Source organism: Okibacterium sp. HSC-33S16 (assembly GCF_024171565.1).
Lineage (GTDB): Bacteria > Actinomycetota > Actinomycetes > Actinomycetales > Microbacteriaceae > Mycetocola_A.
In genome coordinates, this window is sequence record NZ_JALJZZ010000003.1 from 197,376 (window position 1) to 213,505 (window position 16,130).

Below are 16,130 nucleotides of genomic sequence, written 5' to 3' on the forward strand. Positions count from 1 at the left end.
CCCCTTAGTATCCGGCAGTGGGCGTCACTTGTGGGACTCGGTGGCGTGCGAGTGTTGCGCGCTGTTTCGGCAGAAGGGCGTGTTTCCCACCGGGACAAGGCACAATGGAATCTCGAAACCCGAAGGAGGCCCGCCATGCTTGACACCGCTGCGCGCCTCGTCGTGGTCGAAGTGACCACCCGGCGGGAGAACGCCCCAGAGTATGACGCGTACGTCCGCACCATGATCGATCGCGCGGCCGCTGAAGCACGCGCCACCGGGTGGGACGTCACCCAGCTCTCTGCGGCTGACCTCGGGGTCGACGGGCTGCTGCATGCCGCCGATGACGCCGATGCCATCGTGGTGATGGGCGGCGAAGACATCGACCCTCAGTTCTACGATGGCCAGCGCGGATACGAGGGTGAGGGGTCGCACTTCGAGATCGCGGATGCCGCGCAGATCGAGCTTGTCCGCCGGGCTGCCGAGCGGCGGCTCCCCGTGCTCGGCATTTGCCGCGGCCACCAGATCATCAACGTCGCGCTCGGCGGCACTCTGCTGCAGCACGTCGAAGCACCCGGTCATCGGGTCATCGACCTGCCCGTGGAGTACGCCCTGATCGAGCACCCCGTTCAGCTCGAGCGCGGGTCGCGGCTGGCCGAGCGCTTCGGTCGTGGACACATCCTCGTGCAGAGCGCTCACCACCAGGTTGTCGACCGACTCGGCTCGGGTCTCACCGCGGTCGGCTGGGCCCACGACGGGCACATCGAAGCGATCGAGCACGAGTCGCTGCCGATCACCGGTGTGCAGTGGCACCCGGAGGCGCTCCTCGCCCCGACCGGGCAGCTACGCGTGCTGCTCGACGCGCTGGCCGCAGACACCCGGGCTGTGCTGCAGCGTTCCTGACGTTGCTGCGTGCGCCGAAGCATCCGCTCGCCTGCTGCTCTCCCGTGCACCACGCTGACGCACGGACATCGCACCGAGAGAAGGACAATTTTCGAACCGCGATCCTTCTACGGGCGCGATTTCCTTTTCTGGCGCAGCCAGCGGATGCTCCGGCACCGCACAACAGGACATCGCACGATGATCAGGACAGAAGTGGAAGAAATCTGCCTGACAACGTGCGATGTCCGGAAAATCCGGCGGTACCGGAAGCCGCTACTCGCCGGGCGTGTACGGAGCGCCCGAGGTGATACCGGGCGTGCTCGGCGTCGCCGACACGGCGGGAGAACCGCCCGACTTGAGCGCGGCGAGCCGCGCCTCGACCTCCGTGAGCTCTCCGATGTCTTCGAGCGACTCGAACTGCGCGTCGAGGCTCGACGCGGCGAGCTCCTGCTGCCCGCGCACCTTCGCCTCCTCGCGACGAATCTTGTCTTCGAACCGGCTGACCTCGCTGGTCGGGTCCATGATGTCGATGCTCTTGACGGCGTCCGCGACCTTCCGCTGAGCCTCAGCCGTCTTGGCGCGGGCGAGGAGCTCGCTGCGCTTCGACTTGAGCTGCTCGAGCTTCTGCTTCATGCCGTTGAGGCCGTTCTTCAGCTGGTCAACAACCTGGGTCTGCGAGGCGATCTGCGGCTCAGCCATGCGTGCCTCGTTCTCCGAGGTGATCTGGCGCTGCAACGCGACCTTCGCGAGGTTATCGAACTTGTCAGCGTCGCCCGCGTTGCCGGCCGAGCGGTACTCGTCGGCCTTGCGGCTCGCAGCGAGCGCCTTGTTGCCCCAGTCGCTTGCGGCACGCACGTCTTCGGCGTGGTCTTCCTCGAGCAGGCGCAGGTTTCCGATCGTCTCGGCGATGGCGCTCTCGGCGTCCGCGATGCTGTTGGTGTAGTCGCGCACCATCTGGTCGAGCATGAGCTGGGGGTCTTCTGCCTGGTCGATGAGCGCGTTGATGTTCGCTTTCGCCAGCTGGGCAATACGCCCGAAGATCGACTGCTTGGTCATAGTTCTTCCTTCCGATCGGTTGATGTATTACGACGGCCCTAGAAGCGGCCGCCACCTCGCCTGGAGCGTGATCCGCTCCCGCCGAAACTTCCTGCGCTGCGTCCGCTTGAGCGGCCGCCACCGCCAAATCCGCCACCGAAGCCTGCGCTCGAGCGACCTCCTCCGCCACCGAACATGCCGCCTCCGCCACCGAGCACTTGGCCGATGAGGATTCCGCCGAGGATGGCGCCCATTGAGCCGTCGCCCGAGCGTCGTCCGCCGCCCATCAGGCCATCGAGGCCGGAGCCGCCATACGAGTTTGAGAACCCGCCGACGTCGTTTTGTGCGTACTGCATTGCCTGTTGCGCGAGGTCGTTAGCGCGCTGCGCGTAGGCCAAAGCTGACACCGAATCGGATGCCTGCAGCTGCGTGGCCAAGGTCAGGTTGCGTCCGGCTTCGGCCAGGCGGGTGCGGGCTTCAGCACCAACGGCTCCTCGTCGTGTTGTGACGTACTCCTCGGCTGCGGCCACCTGAGCCTGAGCGCTCGACAGAGACTGCGCGAGCATCGTTTGCGCGTGTCGTTTCTGCGACTCGGCGTCGCGCACTTGTTGGAGCACTCCGTCGATGGCACGGTTGGCGGCTTCGAGACGTTGAACCATCTCGACAGGGGAGTACACCCCCTGGGCGCGGTCGGCGTCGATCTCGGCGAGAATTCCCTCGGTCGCGCCGATGACATTAGCGAGTGCTCCCTCGGGATCGGGCTGAGACCGAGCAAGCTGCAGATCGGTCTGCAATTCGGTGCTGAGCGTCCGAATGGACTGCTCGGCGGTCTGTAGATCCGATGCGGCGTGGTCGATGGCGTCGAGGAGAATCCCGGCTTGTTTCAGCGATTCTTCGGTGGCGCGGATGCCGACCGCTGCGGTCGACAGGTCACCCTCTCGAACGTCCTGCTCGGCGGCAGCCAGCCCGGTGCTCGCGAAGCGGAGTCGCTCCTCAGCCTCCTCAATGTTGTCAGCAACGGCACCGAGCGCGGCCGGGCTGTATCTGCTCGCCAGTTGGGCAAGCGTTGCCTCGGCGGCGGGCGTTCGAGAGGAGACGCGGCCGAGTTCGGTGCGAAGCCGGACGACGGCATCCGGTGCATTTTTCTCAATTTGGCGCAGTTGGTCGAATGCCGCCGCTTCCGTGTCGAGTGCGGCGTTGGCGTCGGTGCAGAGCTGGATGATCTCGGCGTTCCAGGCACGGACCTGCTGTTCGGTGTCTGGCTCGGCATCGTCGAGCTTTTGCTGAAGGGTGAACGCTTGCGACAGAGTGCTTTTCGCCGTGGTGATGGCCTCGCGGAACGCGACAGCCGACTCTTCGCCGTACTGGGCGATGGCGAAGCCAAGTTCCTGCTCGCTCGTGCGCACAGAGTCGTCGGTCTCGATGAGGGCGCTGCCCGCCTGGCGGCCGAGATCCTCGGTGGAAATGGCGGCGAGCTCCGCCGGTTCGCCAGCACGCGGGTCAACGGCGGAAGTCTTCCTCCGGCGTCGCACGAGGACAACAATGAGAACGAGAGCCGCTGCGGCGAGAACGAGGAGAACAATCCAGACGGTGCCGCTTGAGGCGCCGTCCGACCGGCCCGGAGCATCCGTCACATCGTCGCCAGAGATGGCGTTGATCAGTCCCTGCGCGGCGGCGACGCCCGCGCCGGCCCAGTCGCCGTCGGAAAGCTGGGGAAGGATGACGCGCTGCTCGATGTCGCCGAGCTGGTCGTCGGTGACCGGACCGCCTGAGTCGCCCGAGAGGTAATAGGTGCGGGCCTCGGTGGCCACAGCCAGCAGGTACTGATTGGGTCCGAGACCGTTGTTCTGCGCCGTGGTGTTGGCCCACTCGGCCGCGTCGCTCGGGTTCTCAAAGGTGTCGACGTAGACCACCCACAGGTCCGCGCCGGTCTCCGAACGAAGCTCGTCAACGGCATCCTCAATCGAGGAGACGCCGCTCGAATCGAGCACACCTGACTCATCGAGAACCCGCGAGCTCTCGAGGGTGACGGGCTCAGCGGCAAGCGCAGCGGATGGGAATCCCAGGACAACGGCGGCGGTGAGAGCCACCGCGCCCCAGATCGAGCGTGCCCGCATCGGCCCACCTTCTGTTGAGGTTCGAGGTACGGTGCGAGTCTATTGTCGCGACGCTGAGGGAGTCCAGAGAGCCGCCGGGCTCGGTCATCCCAGAGGGGCACGGCGTCATTCAGGCGCGAGCTAACCACTCGTGAAGAAGTGCCCCGAGAAGGTCAGGTGCCTCGTGCATGAGAGCATGACCGGCGCCATGGATGGCAGCGAATGTGGCGTTCGGATAGGCGTCCATGAGCCGGGCAGCATCGGCATAACCGGCGGTGGAGTCACCGCGACCGGCGACAATCACCGTCGCACCCCGGAACCGGACCCCATCGACGTCAACATCCCACGCGGAGGAAATGCGCTCGAGGGCGGGCTCGTCCACGAGTGTTGTGCCCGGCGCCACCGCGTCGCGATACCGGCGTGCGGTGGCGTGGGTGTGCACGATGAAGTAATCGGCAAATCCCGCCCTCTGCTCGACGTCGAGTTCGTCGAAGGCATTGTCGTCCTCGCGAGCCACCCGATGTGGCGGGGGAGCAGTTGTGCTCGCGCCGACCGGGCAGATGAGCGCGAGCCCGCGTATCTTCTCTGATCGCATCGCCGCGAGTCCACGGGCCAGGTAAGCACCATAGGAATGCCCGATGATCAGGACCGGGTCAGCGCTGACCTCATCCACAAAGTCACTGAGAACGTGAACGACATCGTTGTTGCTGGTGAGGCCGTCTGCGGTGCTTCGTCCCATGCCGGGCAAGTCGGGATAGATGCGCCGGTAGCCCGATGGGGGGAGGACCGCTTCGAGTGCAGCCTCAATCTCGCGGTGATCGACTCCGGCACCATGAAGCGCGACGAGCGGCACGCCGGCGCCATGCTCCGTGTACGTGATGCGAACCCCGCGAATGCGGCTCTCCATGGTTTCAGCGTAGTCACGTGTGCGGAAGCCTGAAACAAATGTTGAGCCCAGGGAATTTTCCGACTTTCAGCTCATTGTCGCGAAGGTTCTTCCTGCTGTTGCAGCGACCAGCCTTCCCGCCGACGCCGTCGAAGGCGCAGCAGCCGGAGTCGTGTTCGATGGGTTCCCCGGCGTCAACGCCGCATTCCTCGATGGAATGCACGCCGGTCTGTGGGTTGCCGCGGCTTTCTGTGCGGTCATCGCCGCCACCGTTCTCATCGCCGTGCGTGAAGCTCAGCACCACGACGTCGACACGGTGCTCGAAGAGGCCGCCGAGGCCGTCGCCGGTCACCGCTAAGCCGTTGTGATTCACGGAGGGCCCCTCTTGAGTGGCCCTTCGTGGCTGGCCGGGCCGCTGACCAGGTCGAGGCCCGGTGCTCCCGCCATCGATGCGGTGTGCGGACGTGAAGGTGCCGCTCGCCGACCTGCCCGCCGACAGGCGTGGCATCCGCTCGCTGTCAGTTGTCCCGGATAACGTAAGAGGGTGAGTGACGACCGGTATGGAAGCGATGTTCTGGCCACCGGTTGGCGCACAAGCAAGACCCCGCCGCCCGCAGAGCAGGAAGCGATTATCGACCTTGTCGTCGAAGAGATGATGAGCGGCTGGTGTGGTGCCGTCACCGGTATCGAGGGCAAGACGGTGCAGCTCGAAGATCGCCACGGCAAGCGTCGGGTCTTTCCGCTCGGTCCCGGATTTTTGCTCGAGGGTAAACCCGTAATTTTGATCGCGCCGCGGAAGAAGGCGGCCGGTCCGACCCGAACCGCGTCCGGATCCTTTGCGGTCGCAGAGGCCCGCGCGCGGGTCGCCCTGCCGTCACGCATCTACGTCGAGGGTCGCCACGACGCCGAACTCGTTGAGAAGGTCTGGGGCGACGACCTGCGCGTTGAAGGCGTCGTCGTCGAATACCTCGGCGGCATCGACGACCTCGCGGCCATCATCGCCGACTTCGCGCCGACTCCGACCCGCAAAGTCGGTGTTCTCGTCGACCACCTCGTGCCCGGATCGAAGGAAAGCCGAATTGCGGATGCCGTCATGCGCGGCACACACGGCGGGAACGTTCTCGTTGTCGGTCACCCCTACGTCGATGTCTGGCAGTCGGTGAAACCGGCGCGGGTCGGGCTCAAGGAATGGCCGAACATTCCGCGGTCGATTGAGTGGAAGAAGGGCATTTGCGCCGCGCTCGGGCTGCCGAACGAGACGCAGACCGACATTGCCCGGGCCTGGCAGGCCATTCTCGGCCGTGTGCGCAACTACTCCGACCTCGAACCGGCCTTCCTCGGCCGGGTGGAGGAACTCATCGACTTTGTGACGGCGCCGGTTTCGTAGCCACTGTTCAGTCCGCGCGAAAGATCAGCGCCGTGATCATCGCGAGTCGTCGCTCTGGTGAGGTGAGCACGTCGACGTTGTCTGACACCTGCTCGATCGAGCCAACGCCAGCAGGAAGGGCGCGCACGGCCGGGTCCGTGATGGAGTCGAGCACGGCCTCCGGGACCTGGCCGAGGCCGAGAAAAGGGCGATCGTAGAACGGTGCGACGACACGGTCGACCCCGGGCAAACCGATCGAGCGCTGCAGATCATGCAACACGCTGAGCGCCTCGGAGAGTGCGGCCTCGCGTTCCTGCCAGGTTTCGGCGGTGAGGGCGCGATTCAACGCCGGTGCGGCGGCCCCGGCTTGAGGCAAAGCGGTGAACAGCGAGCCCAGCCACTTGGAGTATGGCGGCCAGCGCCGCTCAAGCAAGAATGCGAGGTGCATGGCGGCATGCGCGATGCGGCCAGCGATGAGCCGTGAACCGACGTCATCACCGCGCGACCCCGTTCGGCCGACGAACGGAAGCTCTTGTCCGATCCGCGCCCAGTCGGTCGCGAGCAGGTAACGCCAGAGGTCGTCGGGATACCAGGACAGCCGCTCCCGCAGGAGCGTCAGCTCACCGGTAGTGTCGACAAAAACGGGTCCGGCCGTCACTTCGAGTACCGCCTGGCCGGTCAGTGACAGCCACTCGATTCTCGACAGGGTGCGCGTGGCGTCCACCCCGAGACGGGAGAACGCGAAGTCGGCGACTGACGCCACCTCAACCTGATGAGCGGTATCCGGATGCCACGTGGTGCCGAAGCGGGTCGGCAAACCTCGATACTCGCTCGGCAGGGCAGCCGCCAGGTAATCTCGCACCGCTGTGACGGCATCCGCTTCCACGAGAAGGGTAAGGCGAAGGCCCCAATCGTGGTCTCGTGACATGTCGTCATCGAGGCCAAGCACATCCGAACCGCTGCCCAATCGCGCGGCGGCGTGTGAGAGGTGTGGCCACTGCTCGGCAAGAAGTGGCCCAACCACGTCACCGTAGTACGCGCGCGCTAGGTCGTTTCCGGAGAGCATCACATTTCCATCCTCTGACGCTCAGCTCGGCTACCAGCGGTTCCTGACATCCTCTGCCCACCCGGTGATACCCGCGAACGACACTCGCCGACCCGACTCATCTTGCATCCAGCCGGAGAATTCACCGAAGCACTGGTGCCCGAATGAGGAGAAGACCTTGAGGTCGGTCGCCGAGGTCTTGTCGTAGAACGGGGTGAATTCGAGGTCAGCAGTGTCCCCGGAAATGTGCCACGGGGCCAGCCAGTTGGTGGTGTCATAGTGCCACGTCAGCTCTTCACTGATCTTGCTCAACCGGCCGTCCACAACGAGTGCATTCTCGGTTGAGCCGGTGCCGTCGGTCCATTTGCTTCCCAGCTGCACACCGACCACGCGACCATCCGACATCCCGGAGCCGGCAGCCCAGTTCCAGTGCATCGAGTATGGCCATCGGCCCCGCCCGTGGTCGAGTGTTGCCCAGGACTCGCCGGCCGGAATCTCGATGCGTGTGCCGTCGATGGTGATCGAGCCGGTCGCGGGTCGAGCGACGTCTTTCACGGTGTACTGGAATCGAGTTGTCGACCACGGCACGACGACGGCCAGCGCCTCATGGCCGTCGGGCCGAGCCGCCAGGATGTCGATGCTCACCCGATCGGTGCGCGCCCGCAGCCGGGTGCCGCCGGCTTCCTCGGCGATGTCGACCCGCAGTGGCCGGGTTCGCACCTGTGCCGGTGCTTCGCCGAGTGTGCCCGGGAGCCGAACGCTTCGGCTCAGCGGCCGGATCACGCCGGTGTGCACGATGTTCTCGGTCGCGCGATCGAACACCCAGAGATCGTGCACCGCCGCGTAGTCGAGGCTCGACACCGTCACCGAAACGATGTGGGCGGGTGTCGTGACCGCCCAATACTCCCACCGCTTGTTCCTGCCCCAGCCGGTGCCCATCTTCCCGATGCCGTCCGTGCGGTGCATCGGAGTTCTGCTCCATCCGACGGCAGCGGGGTTGAGCCGTCCGTCTGGGCCAGTCAGCGAGACCGGCGCGGTGATTTCGAGTTCACGCATGTGGGACCCTCGTCGTTGGGGATGCGGGTTTCTACCCGGTTTCGCCGATCCTATCGGCGACGAGTGCATGCTGTGCACGTGACGCGGGAGGACGGATGGCGGACTACCGGGGCGGACCGGCAACGATGCGGGCTCGAAGTGCCTCACGGTCCCACTCGCCGGCGAGGTCGGGCCAATCCCACCCGAACCGAAGAGGGCTGATGTCCTCGATCCACCAGGAGGCGAGCGACTCGATGCCCGGCGGAATACCGGTGCCATCCGGTTCTGACGCACCGCTCACCACAACGTCGAAATCGACGGTAGAAGGTCCGCGGTGTTCCGCAACATAGTTCACGACGGGCCGAAGCACTTCGGTGCTCAGCGTCGTGTGGAACAGCGGCACCACGCCGTCGTACCGTGATGCCCGCCGAAACGGCCGACGGTTGGGCCATGCTCCGCCCACCCAGATGGGGATGGGAGACGACGGTGCCGGGAGGAAGGTCATGGGCTCGAGCGAGTAGTGCGCACCGCTGAAACCGAACGTGTCGCCCGTCCACAGGCCGGTGAGTATGGCGAGCCCCTCGTCGAGCTTCGCGGCGCGGGTCGCCGGGTCGGTTTCCGTTCCGAAATAGCGGAAGTCCCACTCGGTCGGTTCGCCGAGGCCCACACCCAGGATGAGGCGTCCGCCCGAAAAGTTCTGAAGCGACACCGCCTGCCGTGCCAGTTCCCACGGCAGGCGCCGGGGCAGGGGAGTGACGAGCGGGCCAAGCAGAATTCGGTCGGTCGCGGCGGCGACGGCGGTCAAAGCGACCCAGGGATCGACGTGGTCGTTGCGATCAAACTCACAGAAGAGGAGATGATCCCATAGAAAGAAACCGTCCCAACCGGCGTTTTCAGCGTCGCTCGCGAGCTCAGCCAGAACGCGGGCATTCCCGAAGGCACCGAAGTTGGGGAGGTGGACGCCATACTTCATGCGAGCACTCTAATCGGCCCTCTGCAGGCGTCGCTGGCCCACAGCTCTGGCGCTCACCTGCGTCGCAAGGTAACTTGTTACGCATGACAGCGGATGTTGGAGCGCAATTGCGCAAGGGCGTGGTCGAGTACTGCGTGCTTGGCCTCTTGTCGCGCGAGCCGATGTACGGCTGGCAACTCGCCGAAACACTGACGTCGCACGGCGTGATCGCGAGCATCGGCACGCTGTATCCCGTCCTGGGTCGGCTTCGCGAGAAGGGCTTTGTCGTGTCGTATGACGAGGCTTCGGCTGCGGGCCCTGTTCGCAAGTACTACCGCCTCACTCCGGCGGGCACCGATCACCTGGACGCATTCCGCACGCAGTGGACGCCGTTCCAGCGCACCGTCCGAGAACTCATCGAAGGGGACCCCGCACATGACTGAGCAGACACCGCAGGTCGTACGCTCCTATCTTGCCCAATTGGACACGTCGCTTGCCGGGGTTCCTCGTGACGTGGCACGAGACATCCGTTCGGGAATTGCAGAAGAGCTGATGGGTCTCGACGCCGTCACGGCGTCCGCGCGCATCGAAGAGCTCGGTGATCCGGCTTTCATTGCGGCGGAGGCGCGGGCTGCCGGAGGTGCTCAGGCTGCGCCCGCCATCGTCGACACCGCCCGGCCGTCGCTCACATCGTCGCGTGGTTTCGTCATCACGGCCGCGCTCCTCATCGCGATCGGCGGATTTATTGTGCCGCTGGTCGGTTGGGTCGTTGGAATTGTCCTGATGTGGATGTCGGAAGCCTGGCGCCGGTGGGAGAAGTGGGTCGCGACGCTGGCCGTGCCATCCATCCTCGGGGTGTCGTTTCTGCTGAGCCTGATCTTCGGGTTCACGGGGTCGGAATCCGCTGACGGCTCAGAAACGCTGAACCCGCTTGTTTCCACGCCGCTGGTGTCGTGGCACTCGATGGTTCTCGTGCTGCCGCTGGCCTCCGTCGTCATCGGAATCTGGCTGCTCTGGCGTGTGAAGGGCCGGACCACCGCCTGACGTCAGTCCGCGAAGATGGGAGGCTGCCGGTCTCTCCACGGCATCGCCTGTTCGAGCTGGGCCGCCACGGCGAGAAGCAAATCTTCCCGCCCCTGTGCCGCGACGAGTTGCACACCGATCGGTAGCGACTCGCGGCTTTCGCCGAGGGGCAGGCTGATCGCCGGGTTGCCCGAGATGTTGAACGCCGCCGTGAACGGTCCATGCTCTGAAATTCGGGCGAGCCACTGCCGTGCGGTGTAGCTGTCGTTGGTGTAGTCGAGGGTTCCGTGCGGCGCGGGGAGCTGCCCGAGCGTCGGAGTGACCAGCAGGTCGAACCCTTCGAAAAACTGGCCGATCTCACGCGTCACCCGGTGCTGCGCCTCGATTGACGACATCACGTCGAGCGCGGTGGCCCGAGCGGTTTCCTCAAGCACACGGCGAGAGACTCCCTCCAGGAGCATCGGGTCCGGGCGTCTCGGTGCCTGCAACATCGCGGCACCTGTCGCGTACACCCCGAGCATTTCACTCTCGATCAGATCGTCTGGGTCGAGTGCAGGCGACGCGATTGTCACTGTGTGACCAATCCACTCGAGACTTTCAGCCACCCGCGTCGTGGCCAGACGCACCTGCGGGTCGGTGGGCGCATCCGACCAGGCATCGGTTTGCAACGCGATCCGCAGCCGCCCGGGATCGCGTTGAATATCCTCCATAAACGGATGCCGCGGGGCCGGCAACGAAAATTTCTCACCCACGAGGGGCGCCGACACCGCGTCGAGGAGAAGGGCGGTGTCACGTACGGTGCGCGTGAGCGCAAATTCCGCCGTCAAACCGAAAGCCACCTCACCGGCGAGCGGGCCAGACGGGGTCCGTCCGCGGGTGGGCTTGAGCCCAACCAGGCCGCAGCTGGACGCCGGGATCCGGATCGAGCCACCGGCGTCGTTGGCGTGAGCGATCGGGACGGCCCCGGCCGCGACAAGTGCTGCACTGCCTCCGCTTGAGCCGCCGACGCCTCGGTCGAGTGCCCATGGGTTGCGGGTGATGCCGTATCGCACGGTCTCGGTCGCGAAGTTCAGCCCGAGCTCTGGTGCCGTGGTCTGGCCGAGGGCCACGAGTCCGGCTGCGCGAAAACGTGTCATGAGGTCGTGGTCGAATGGGGCGACCGCGCCGTGAATGCTGCGACTACCCAGCGTGAACGCGACGTTCCTCGCGAACGGGCCGCTGTCCTTAATCAGGAACGGAACACCCGCGAGCACACCCGCGGGGTGTGCGTCGAGGGCCGGGTCGAACAGCTCGCGAGTGAGCGCGTTGAGATCGGGATTGACCCGACCGATCGCCGTTCGGGCAGCCTCCTCAACCTCGGTCGGGCTGACAGCTCCGGCGGCGAGGAGCTCGCGGAGGCCCGTCGCGTCGAGCGCGGAATATTCCGACAGCTGCACGGGCACTCCTTCGTCTCAGCGTTCCGCGTCTGACGGTTCGCACGTCCCTGCCCCGCAATGAAAAGACCCGGTCAGCTTGAAAGTCAAACTGACCGGGTCCTTCTCACAATGTGCCCTCGGAGGGATTCGAACCCCCGACCTGCGGTACCGGAAACCGACGCTCTATCCCCTGAGCTACGAAGGCGGATAGATCAAAGTTACCAGAAGTTAACGGTGCCAATTCCCCCTTTTCTGAACGAGCGACCGTGCGCAACCCGCGGAGCCGCTGCGGGCCCTCGTGACAGGATGGGGCCATGCAACGCACCGTGTCAGCCCATCTCGAGTTTGATCTGACCGGCACCTCCGACGTGCTTCTGGCGCTTGCCGTTGCGGCCGGAACCCCGATCCTCTCCGAGACGCTGTTGCTGCAGTCAGCGGGTCGTGGCTATACCCCGGTGGAACTGGTCGATCGCCACGGGGCCAGGCTGCACCGCTTCACCGGCGAGCCTGGACGAGTCGAGGTGCACTATCACGCGGTCGTGGCGGGCATCCGACCGATTGACCCGGTCGAGACGCTCGAGCTGCTGCACTACCTGCGGCCCAGTCGCTATGCCGAGAGCGATCAGTTGCGCCCCACTGCGAGGCGGCTGTTCGGTTCTCTGGCGGGCCAGGCGCTGGTGAACGCCGTCAGCTCGTTCGTCTTCGAAACGCTGTCGTACGTTCCCGGCTCCAGCGGGCCGACGGACAGTGCTGTCACGACGCTCGAGTCCACACGCGGAGTGTGCCGAGACTACGCGCACCTGGTCATTGCGCTGCTTCGGGCGTGCGACGTGCCGGCTCGCATGGCATCCGCTTACGCCCCCGGTCTCAAACCGATGGACTTCCACGCACTGGCAGAGGCCTGGGTCGATGGTGCCTGGCAGGTGATCGACGCCACGCGACTGGCACCACGCCCGTCACTGGTGCGAATCGCCACCGGTCGGGACGCCGCCGACGTTGCGTTTCTCTCCAATCGTTGTGGGGGACTCACTCTCACACGGGTCGACGTCGGAGCGGTCGTTGACGTTCTACCGCGCGACGACCACGAGCTGCCCGTTCTTCTCGCCTAGCTCTGGTGCACGCCCGTCGCATGCGGGAGCATGAGGCATGATCGGACGGCTGCACCACCTCATCATCGACTGCCCCGACCCGCAGACCCTGGCCCGGTTCTATTCCGACCTGCTCGGCCTGCCGGTCACCTTTGACAGCGAGGACTTCGTCGTGGTGGCGGAGAACGAAACCACTTCGGGGCTGGCCTTCCAGCGCGCTCCCGATCTTCGCCCACCGACATGGCCGGACCCGTCCATCCCGCAGCAGATGCACCTCGACATCATGGTTGACGACATCGCCGATGCCACATCAACAGTGCTCGCACTGGGAGCAACGACGCTCGGCGGGAACAGCGTCTTCGCTGACCCGGCAGGTCACCCGTTCTGTCTCATCCCACGCCCGGCGTGGGCGGCGCCTGTTGAAAGCTGACGGTCAGTATTCGCCTCTGATGACGAAGAAGGAGCCGCGGATGGTTCCGGCCAACTTCGACTTCTGTCTGGCAAACTTAAACCGTGAGGCCAGCTCGTCAGGCACCTCCATACCCTCAGCGAGCTTGAACCCCACGGCACGCTTACCGCCGTCTTCGATGCTGTACATCACGTTGATCGACAGCCCCGATTCGTAGAAGACGTAGGTCATCCGCAGGCCGTCCACGATAAAGTCTGTCGCTTCGAGGGGCCGAGAGCCGATGACAATGTCCCGTTCCTCACGAAGGATGCGGTGCACTCGTTCGACTGCCTCGACCGCGTCCTCCGCCGAGGTCACTGTGAAGACGTGATCGTACTTATTTTTGAAGTAGCGGGCCTCGTTGGCGCGCAATCCGGCCAAAGCCGCCGCGACGGGAGAAGTTTCCACTCCGTCGAGTGAAACAGTCGTGAAATCGACGACGTGCGACATGGTGGTCCTAGACAGGTTAGGCGGGCAGGTGCCCGATAGCGGCCGTCGCCAGCTGCTCGGCGTCTCCGGGCTCGAAGAAAGCGACGGAGCGCGCGGCGATCCAGTAGGAGCCCGTGAAGATTTGGGCTTCACCTTCCGAGCCGATGACGGTGAAGTAGCCCTCGAGAGGGGGAGCGCCGTAGGTGGGCACCGGGGTGCTCTCGGTGATCGCGAGGTTCTTCAGAGCGGTCAGCTCATCATCGCCGAGCTTGGCGACAGCAACGTCGATCGTTTCCTTGCTCGTGTTATTAACCCACTGGCAGGTCAGACCACCCATGCCGGCGATCTGGCCAGCTTTGGTGTCTGCCTTCGGAGCACCGTCTTCGACCAGGCTGAAGTTGGGGTTGAAGTTGTACATGTCGTCCGCGGTGATCAGCTCATCGCAGGTGGTTCCGACGGGCTGGCTAACGACGGGGGTCTCCGTAGGGTCGGCGCTGGGAGTCGTGCTTGGCTCACTCGTCGCACTGGAACTGGGCTTCGGTGTTGGGCTTGCCGAGCCGGTCGAAGACGGTTCCGGTGTGCACCCCGCGAAAAGCACGGTGCCGAGGGACGCCGCGACAATCACTGCGATGGAACGTGATGAGCGTGGGAAGGAAAGCAAGGAAGCCATGTACGTCTCTCTCTGAGGGATAGAAGAAAGATATCAAGCTCGGCATGCTGCGGAGGCCATGCCCGGCTGCCCGCGCGAATCGGCGGAGAGCGCTGGCGATAGAATTGAGTCCGTGACTCCTGACGACCTCTCCGCTGCCCTCTTCGACCTTCTTCTTCCGCTCGCCGAGCGTCACCGCGAAGGGTCAAGCACTGAGCTGCGACGGGAGGACGTTGTCCTTGAGCGTCCGCGCAACCGCGATCACGGCGACTGGGCTTCGAATATCGCCCTGAAGCTTGGCAAGAAACTCGGCGCCAACCCGCGTGAGTTCGCGACGGAACTCGCCGCAGCGTTGGGTGATGTACCCGGAGTCGCGACCGCCGAGGTTGCCGGTCCCGGCTTCATCAATGTACGGCTCGACGCGGCAGCGGCCGGCGCCCTCGCCAAGGTCATCGTTGAGGCCGGTGTCGAATACGGTCGCAACGAGTCGCAGGCCGGTCGCGCCATCAATCTTGAGTTCGTGTCGGCCAACCCCACTGGTCCGCTGCACATCGGCCACACCCGATGGGCCGCGCTCGGCGACTCCATCGCCCGGGTCCTCAAGGCTTCCGGCGCCACTGTCGCCAGTGAGTACTACATCAACGACGCTGGCAGCCAGATGGACACCTTCGGCGCATCCGTCCTGGCGGCCATTCAGGGCAAGCCGACTCCCGAGGGCGGCTACCCGGGGGCGTACATCGCGGAACTCGGTCGCCAGGTTCTCGAACTCGAACCGAACCTCACCGAGCTGCCAGACGACGAAGCCCTGGCGATCGCCCGCGAGCGTGCCTACCAGCTTCAGCTGGCGGAGATCGAGAAGTCACTGGCCAGCTTCAACGTGCATTTCGATGTCTGGTTCTCTGAACGTGAACTGCACGCAAAGGACGCGCAAACGGGGACAAGTGCCATCGACAATGCGGTCGAACGACTGCGGCAGCAGGGGCACGTGTTCGACGAAGACGACGCCGTCTGGGTGCGAACGACGGACTTCGGTGATGACAAAGACCGCGTGATCCGTCGCGGAAACAGCATCTATACATACTTCGCCGCGGACGCCGCGTATTACCTCTCCAAGTCGGACCGCGGTTTTGAGCACAAAATTTACCTGCTCGGTGCCGACCACCACGGCTACGTGCACCGGCTCCGCGCCCTCGCCGGTGCGGCCGGCGACAACCCTGACACCGACATCGAAATTCTCATCGGGCAGCTCGTCAGCGTCAACGGCGCCAAGCTGTCCAAGCGCGCAGGCAACATCATCGAACTTGACGACCTCCAGGCGTGGATCGGCACCGACGCCCTGCGCTACTCGCTCGCCCGCTACCCGGCCGACTCGCCCCTCACGCTCGACCCGGAGCAGCTGAGGAAGCGCAGCAACGACAACCCCGTCTTCTACGTGCAGTACGCCCACGCGCGTACCCGCTCGGTCGCCCGCAACGCCGAAGCGGCTGAAGTGGACCGCAGTGCGTTCACTCCCGAATTGCTCGACCACGAAACCGAGTCAGCCCTGCTCGGCGCTCTGCAGGAGTTCCCGCGAATTGTTGCCCAGGCCGCCGAACTTCGTGAACCGCACCGCGTCGCACGCTATCTTGAAGAAGTCGCGGGCCTCTACCACCGTTGGTACGACAACTGCCGGGTGATCCCACTCGGCGACGAACCGGTCGGCGACGTGCACCGATCACGACTGTGGCTCAACGACGCAACGGGGCAGGTTCTCCGAAACGGCCTCGACCTGGTTGGAGTGACAGCGCCAGACAGGATGTGAC

At 65.0% G+C, this 16,130-nt stretch carries 18 protein-coding genes and 1 tRNA gene; 9 read left to right on the forward strand and 10 right to left on the reverse strand.

Annotated features, from left to right (window positions below; all coding sequences use genetic code 11):
• Positions 1 to 135 precede the first annotated feature (135 nt).
• Positions 136 to 882, forward strand: coding sequence for a gamma-glutamyl-gamma-aminobutyrate hydrolase family protein (locus L1277_RS09285; RefSeq protein ID WP_253376098.1), 747 nt, complete (start codon positions 136 to 138; stop codon positions 880 to 882).
• Between the two features lie 252 nt (positions 883 to 1,134).
• Here L1277_RS09285 and L1277_RS09290 read toward each other — a convergent pair whose 3' ends face one another.
• From L1277_RS09290 to L1277_RS09300, 3 genes are all read right to left on the reverse strand, one after another.
• On the reverse strand, positions 1,135 to 1,917 hold the full coding sequence (locus L1277_RS09290) for a PspA/IM30 family protein (protein ID WP_253376099.1): 783 nt from the start codon (positions 1,915 to 1,917) through the stop codon (positions 1,135 to 1,137).
• Positions 1,918 to 1,955: 38 nt separating this feature from the next.
• Positions 1,956 to 4,013 carry a TPM domain-containing protein gene (locus L1277_RS09295; protein ID WP_253376100.1) on the reverse strand — a complete coding sequence of 686 codons (2,058 nt, stop codon included), beginning with the start codon at positions 4,011 to 4,013 and terminating at the stop codon, positions 1,956 to 1,958.
• A 109-nt stretch (positions 4,014 to 4,122) separates the two neighbouring features.
• Positions 4,123 to 4,899 (reverse strand): alpha/beta fold hydrolase, encoded by a 777-nt coding sequence (locus L1277_RS09300; RefSeq protein ID WP_253376101.1) that lies wholly within the window; start codon positions 4,897 to 4,899, stop codon positions 4,123 to 4,125.
• Positions 4,900 to 4,918: 19 nt separating this feature from the next.
• Here L1277_RS09300 and L1277_RS09305 point away from each other — a divergent pair, with 19 nt between their 5' ends.
• Positions 4,919 to 5,236, forward strand: coding sequence for a hypothetical protein (locus L1277_RS09305; protein WP_253376102.1), 318 nt, complete (start codon positions 4,919 to 4,921; stop codon positions 5,234 to 5,236).
• A gap of 186 nt (positions 5,237 to 5,422) precedes the next feature.
• Positions 5,423 to 6,265 (forward strand): DUF3097 domain-containing protein, encoded by an 843-nt coding sequence (locus L1277_RS09310; protein WP_253376103.1) that lies wholly within the window; start codon positions 5,423 to 5,425, stop codon positions 6,263 to 6,265.
• Between the two features lie 7 nt (positions 6,266 to 6,272).
• On the opposite strand, the gene L1277_RS09315 is transcribed toward L1277_RS09310, so the two are convergent.
• The 3 genes from L1277_RS09315 to L1277_RS09325 form a co-directional block, all read right to left on the reverse strand.
• Entirely contained in the window at positions 6,273 to 7,310 is a 1,038-nt protein-coding gene (locus L1277_RS09315) for a DUF4037 domain-containing protein (protein ID WP_253376300.1), read from the reverse strand.
• 30 nt (positions 7,311 to 7,340) lie between these two features.
• On the reverse strand, positions 7,341 to 8,345 hold the full coding sequence (locus tag L1277_RS09320; RefSeq protein WP_253376104.1) for a DUF2804 domain-containing protein: 1,005 nt from the start codon (positions 8,343 to 8,345) through the stop codon (positions 7,341 to 7,343).
• A 103-nt stretch (positions 8,346 to 8,448) separates the two neighbouring features.
• Positions 8,449 to 9,297: an LLM class flavin-dependent oxidoreductase gene (locus L1277_RS09325; protein WP_253376105.1), complete on the reverse strand. Its 849-nt coding sequence runs from the start codon at positions 9,295 to 9,297 to the stop codon at positions 8,449 to 8,451.
• Positions 9,298 to 9,380: 83 nt separating this feature from the next.
• On the opposite strand from L1277_RS09325, the gene L1277_RS09330 reads away from it, so the two are divergent.
• Positions 9,381 to 9,719, forward strand: a complete 339-nt coding sequence (locus L1277_RS09330; protein ID WP_253376106.1) for a PadR family transcriptional regulator — start codon at positions 9,381 to 9,383, stop codon at positions 9,717 to 9,719.
• Entirely contained in the window at positions 9,712 to 10,320 is a 609-nt protein-coding gene (locus tag L1277_RS09335) for a hypothetical protein (protein ID WP_253376107.1), read from the forward strand. Before L1277_RS09330 ends, L1277_RS09335 begins: the two co-directional genes overlap by 8 nt.
• Positions 10,321 to 10,322: 2 nt before the next feature.
• Here L1277_RS09335 and L1277_RS09340 read toward each other — a convergent pair whose 3' ends face one another.
• Both L1277_RS09340 and L1277_RS09345 read right to left on the reverse strand, forming a co-directional pair.
• Positions 10,323 to 11,735 (reverse strand): amidase, encoded by a 1,413-nt coding sequence (locus tag L1277_RS09340; RefSeq protein WP_253376108.1) that lies wholly within the window; start codon positions 11,733 to 11,735, stop codon positions 10,323 to 10,325.
• Positions 11,736 to 11,846: 111 nt separating this feature from the next.
• A tRNA-Arg gene (locus L1277_RS09345) sits at positions 11,847 to 11,919 on the reverse strand.
• 109 nt (positions 11,920 to 12,028) lie between these two features.
• Here L1277_RS09345 and L1277_RS09350 point away from each other — a divergent pair.
• Both L1277_RS09350 and L1277_RS09355 read left to right on the forward strand, forming a co-directional pair.
• Positions 12,029 to 12,823, forward strand: a complete 795-nt coding sequence (locus L1277_RS09350) for a transglutaminase family protein (protein ID WP_253376109.1) — start codon at positions 12,029 to 12,031, stop codon at positions 12,821 to 12,823.
• Between the two features lie 37 nt (positions 12,824 to 12,860).
• Positions 12,861 to 13,232 (forward strand): VOC family protein, encoded by a 372-nt coding sequence (locus L1277_RS09355; RefSeq protein WP_253376110.1) that lies wholly within the window; start codon positions 12,861 to 12,863, stop codon positions 13,230 to 13,232.
• A 3-nt stretch (positions 13,233 to 13,235) separates the two neighbouring features.
• Here the strand turns inward: L1277_RS09355 and L1277_RS09360 are convergent, their stop codons facing one another.
• Together L1277_RS09360 and L1277_RS09365 are read right to left on the reverse strand one after the other, a co-directional pair.
• Positions 13,236 to 13,700 (reverse strand): phage tail protein, encoded by a 465-nt coding sequence (locus tag L1277_RS09360; protein ID WP_253376111.1) that lies wholly within the window; start codon positions 13,698 to 13,700, stop codon positions 13,236 to 13,238.
• 16 nt (positions 13,701 to 13,716) lie between these two features.
• Positions 13,717 to 14,097, reverse strand: a complete 381-nt coding sequence (locus L1277_RS09365; RefSeq protein WP_253376112.1) for a hypothetical protein — start codon at positions 14,095 to 14,097, stop codon at positions 13,717 to 13,719.
• Here L1277_RS09365 and L1277_RS09370 point away from each other — a divergent pair.
• On the forward strand, positions 14,096 to 14,365 hold the full coding sequence (locus L1277_RS09370; RefSeq protein WP_253376113.1) for a hypothetical protein: 270 nt from the start codon (positions 14,096 to 14,098) through the stop codon (positions 14,363 to 14,365). The genes L1277_RS09365 and L1277_RS09370 overlap by 2 nt on opposite strands.
• 96 nt (positions 14,366 to 14,461) lie before the next feature.
• The gene (locus L1277_RS09375) at positions 14,462 to 16,129 is read left to right on the forward strand and encodes an arginine--tRNA ligase (protein WP_253376114.1); all 1,668 of its coding nucleotides are present in this window, start codon (positions 14,462 to 14,464) and stop codon (positions 16,127 to 16,129) included.
• Position 16,130 lies beyond the last annotated feature (1 nt).